We start from the raw sequence: 4,809 nt of genomic DNA on the forward strand, positions 1-4,809 counted from the left end.
AACACAGTGGACTGATTTACCCATTGTGAAAAATAGGACTTAATTTTAGAGGGAAAGACTTGTTTCAACGAATGGTTAAAGTGATTCATCATTTAGCTTAAACCAAGCTTCGACAAAGGTAACGGTTTCTTCGAGGACTGAAATGGTTTGTTCATAGAGTTTTTCAAGCAGTGCTTGTGTCAGATTAAGTCAAAACTAATTCAGCTTATCTAAATAGTCTACCGTTTCATTAATAACCCGAAGCATCTGGGCATACAAGGCCTCAGCGCAACGAGTGTGTCCTGCCTTTAAATATCTCTCCATATAAAGAAGTGCATAATAAAGACGTACCGTACCCAGGGTAGAGCCCCCTTTTATTTTATGAGCTAAGGCTCCTACAGTCTTCCAGTCCCCAATAGTATGTGCTTGTTCTAGTCTTTCTAAATCAGGCTCAATGCCTACTTTTTTTAAATCTTTTAATAGGCTTTTTACTAGGTCTTCTGAGCCGAGAACTTCTTCCCCTACTTTCAAATCCAGAAGTGGATAGTAGTTAATTTCGAATAATTCCGCTTCTGTATCCGGTAAGTCTAAACCAAGCTTTCCTTCTACTGATGAAGAAATTTTTTCCTTAATCGCGGGTTCAGGGATTGATTTTGTTTTCTCTTGACTCTTTTTCATAAAAGGGTCGAGCAAGCTTTTCAAAAGTTTTGGCTGCATGGGCTTTTGAAATAGCCCATCAATGCCTAACTTTTTCCACTTGTATGCCAATTCCCCCTCGACTAATGCATGACCAGTAAGAGCAACAATTTTTGCCCTGGGCCTGCCTATTTCATGTTCCAATTGACGAATTTTTACAACCAATTCATCTCCCTGCATGTCAGGTAGACCGATATCGGTAATAATTAAATCAAAGGTCTCTTTTTTTACCAATTCAAAAGCATCTTCGGCGCTTTTTGCTTCTAAGACATGCAACTTAAATGGCATAAAAAGCACTTTTAATGACTTTAAAGCGAAAGGATTGTCCTCAATCAAGAGGACTTTTATCGTTGAATCGATATTATTCGCTGCAATGGACGTTACAACAGGAACCTGTTCCTCTAACAAGATATCTTCCCGGTCCTGTTTTAGCATTGCTTTATAGGATTTATCTTCATCTTCTTGAGGTGATTCACCAATCGAAAACGTTAAGGTGACTAAAAAAGTGGTACCTTTTCCAAATATCGAATGAATGCCAATTGTACCCCCTAACAATTGAACATATTTTTGTACGATATGAAGTCCGAGACCATTGCCTGTATATTTTCCCTTATAAGAGGGGCTCACTTTATAAAATCGTTCAAAAATATGCGCTTGGGCTTCTCCGGGGATGCCAATGCCCGTATCTTTAACTGAAAATACAAGAGTGGCTTTTCTTTCATCTCTCGATTGCAAATTAACCCCAAGCTCTATATATCCTCTTTCAGTAAACTTAATAGCATTGCCGATTAAATTAAGCAGTATCCGATGCAATTTCGTTTTATCACTCACTATATATCTGGGTATATTTTTGTCTATGGATTGTTTTAATTCCAAATGATGGGATTTTATAGCCGGTTTTTCCAGTTGGATAATCTCTTCAATCATTTGGAATAAATCAAAAGGTTTATGAAATACCTCATTATCCGTAGCGGTATCTGCTAAGATAATGTCTAATACACCATTGAGCAAATTTAACAATTGCTCGCTAGCATGATAAGTGTCCTCTGCCAATTCTTTTCTTGCAGTCTCACTTAGCTCATCTTGCTCTCTAAGAAAACGTGAAAAAGTAATGATACCTGTTAGAGGGGTTCTTATGTCGTGAGACATATTCGCTATGAATTCTGTTTTTGCCTGGCTGGCTGATTCAGCAGCAACTTTGGCTTTCTCTAGGTCTTTTTCCATTTTTTTGCGTTCCGTAATATCGGAATAAATGACTACGACGCCTTCAATATTTCCTTCCTCATCAAATAAGGGGGCTTTGCTGGTTAACAGAATCCTTTTAACACCATGAATAGTTTGCCTTTCTTCTATTTCTAATTTAGCTTTACCTTCCCTAATTACTTGTTGATCATCAGCACGATATGCATCACTTTGCTCTTTGGTTGTGGCAAGGTCATAGTCAGTTTTTCCAATAATATCTTCAGGTGAATTAAGGCCCAGTGAATTTGCGGCCGCTTGATTGCAGCCTAAATACACTAAATTTTTGTTTTTCCATAAAATAAAGTGATCAGGAATAAGATCAATTATGGATGCTTGTAACTTTTCAGCTTTAGAAATTTTTTGTATTAATGCACTAATATCAATAACTGTAAGAACAATCAGTTTTTCTTCATTTTCATCTACTAGTGTTGCATACCAACGAACAGTTTTTAAAGGTTCATTATTCCTTTTGAATATCATTTGCTGAGGCTCGCCTCTGAGTAGAGACTCCATAGAGAAAGGAGGTACCTTCAATAAGTTAAGGAACTTAGATAAATTAAGACCTATAATTTCATTACGTTTAATCTGAAATAAATCACAAAAAGATTCATTACAATCAATAAGATTACCTTCTGTAGTAATTACCAAAGAGGGTTCCTTGAAATTAGCTATGAATTTGGTTAATTCCATTACTAAGGATCCTGAGTTTAGATATCATCATCATGATAACTATAGTTTATTTAAATTCAGTAGTAACAAATCAGCGTAATTTGCCACTCAGTGGCGAATTATGCTAGGTCTTCGGCTGGGGGAATAGCGAGTGGATATATCAAAGGCTGTGGTTATTCTCGGATTACTAGATAAGATACTACTCGCCGAAAGTATCTTCTGCAAGATAGGCCACATAAGCTTTGATAAGAAGGTGTAGAGCTTAGTGCGCGAAATCCGCATGCTGCGTTCGATGTGGCGGGAGCTGGAAACGGGAAACCTACCCAGCCAGTTCCCGATCCTACCTGAGGAGGGGCTGCTGGGGTGATGACTCAGTGGGGCTACTCAAACGCCTCGGTATGGCAATCCCGTTCTGGCTTGCTCTTGATGAACAGGCGTTATAATTAGGTCCTCGCTCTTAGGAGACTCAGCCCTAACGTTAGAAGAAGACCAAAATGTATGACTAAGTACGCTTTTATACGTTTGTAAAGAACAGGTATTGCGGCTTTCTATAACAGGTTTTTTTGTGATTTCTCCAAGACAAGTTGCTAGTACTCCATCTTGAACGTAGCGATATCCTTGTACTTCTTTAACATTCAGCTGTTGAAGCAGCATAAAAACTTCACGCTCTACATCAAAAATATTACTCACTTTGCCAGGAATAATATGAATTATTCCATCTTTCTCAAAGGTAACAGCGCTACGGAACTCACTATCTGTCTTTAATTTAGCAAGCACCGATCCTTTCCACCCAGTATATTCAAAACGATGCGCAAATTCAGGCCAAAATTTAACCATTTCCTGCTCGCACCAAGGCTTTATTTTTTCTTCTATTATTTTATCTTCTAACGAAGAAAGAAGTTCATGAGCCTCAGATGCTTTTGCAAAGGAGCCCATTATTGTCCACTTTCCATGGGTTAATATATATTCGTTAGTATGGGGCTCTTCCGTGACATAAGGCATTAAACAAGGAAACCACCCATCCATTACAATGAAAGAAAAGGGTTTTACTCCTGGGGTAGTGTCTTTATAAGATAAAGCAATGCAAGGTTGATAGGCTACTTCCATATTGAACGGAAAAGGCTCCTCGGGCAGAAAATTCTGATAACTTGTCGCATTAATAACCAAATCAACTTCCTCTGTGCGATTACCATTACTAACTTTTATCTTACTAGTTGTTTTTTCAATAGATTGAACTTCAAAATTACAAACTACTGGAATATCCGCATCATCTAAATATTTTCTAAATTTCTCTCTTAATTGAGCCCCAATCTCAATGCTTGGTTCCTCCACTGATACTGCTGAGATGAGATGTTCATAACCCCGCTCTTTTGGATTAATATATTGGGTATCTGGTAATTCGTTGCAAACTTCTTTAAATACCTCAGCGTTAACCTTTGGAGGTAAACCGTCAGCATCTAACTCACCCAATGCATAAATTGAATACTCATGATTTACTACTAGTTCGGGATATTCTTCTTTGAATTTTTCAAAATGAGCGCGACAATTAACTCTTGTGGCCGCGGAGCGTGGGTAATGCAGGCCGTCATGAAGTCGGATACCAAATTTTCCTGAGATCCCTGAGAAAATATCAGGGTTTTTTTCAAATACAATAACCTCGTGGCCAGCTTTTTTGAGTTTTAAAGCTAAATGACAACCGTACCAACCAGCTCCCATAATCCCAAATTTCAAGTTCAAACTCCAAAATAAATAAATGCTCGCAATTTCTATTTTTAGTTATTTTTCTTTCAAAAGGTTTTCTGCAAACAATCCTAAGAAATCTGAACAATATTTTATCATTAATGCCTATTTTGCGCAATCTGCCTGCAGTGGTCTAAATTGGTCAATTAGGCCTTGCGCTCCGGAATTTGCGCTGTGATGCAAAATCAACAAATAATACTCGCTCATATTGAACTATTATTTAACTGAATTATTGATGAAAGTTCCTAGACGGTGAGAGTGGGAACTGCACTGGGTGAATTTAATATTTTTGGCTGCGTTGCAAAAAATAGGATTAGGTTATGATACCGATTTTCTATAGAGCAACAAATGTCAAAAAATCCGATTGATTTCAAATGGCGGCACTTTAACGGGACTCTAATTCTGCAATGTGTACGTTGGTATTGCAAATATGGCATTAGCTATAGGGATTTAGAAGAAATGATGGCTGAGCGTGGGTTGGCG

At 37.8% G+C, this 4,809-nt stretch carries 2 protein-coding genes and 1 pseudogene; 1 reads left to right on the top strand and 2 read right to left on the bottom strand.

What is annotated here, in order from left to right:
- Nucleotides 1-195: 195 nt before the first annotated feature.
- Nucleotides 196-2,607 (bottom strand): PAS domain-containing hybrid sensor histidine kinase/response regulator, encoded by a 2,412-nt coding sequence (locus Lnau_RS03175; RefSeq protein ID WP_058503708.1) that lies wholly within the window; start codon nucleotides 2,605-2,607, stop codon nucleotides 196-198.
- A gap of 363 nt (nucleotides 2,608-2,970) precedes the next feature.
- Nucleotides 2,971-4,317 (bottom strand): FAD-dependent oxidoreductase, encoded by a 1,347-nt coding sequence (locus Lnau_RS03180; RefSeq protein WP_133134967.1) that lies wholly within the window; start codon nucleotides 4,315-4,317, stop codon nucleotides 2,971-2,973.
- 357 nt (nucleotides 4,318-4,674) lie between these two features.
- Between Lnau_RS03180 and Lnau_RS16315 the strand changes: the two are divergent.
- A pseudogene (locus Lnau_RS16315) lies at nucleotides 4,675-4,809 on the top strand (IS6 family transposase); the annotation flags it as partial.

Origin of the sequence: Legionella nautarum, assembly GCF_001467895.1 — a bacterium.
GTDB lineage: Bacteria > Pseudomonadota > Gammaproteobacteria > Legionellales > Legionellaceae > Tatlockia > Tatlockia nautarum.

Coding starts and splice junctions, on each gene's coding strand:
- Lnau_RS03175 (WP_058503708.1), bottom strand. CDS start 2,607: ATGGAATTAACCAAATTCATAGCTAATTTCAAGGAACCCTCTTTGGTA.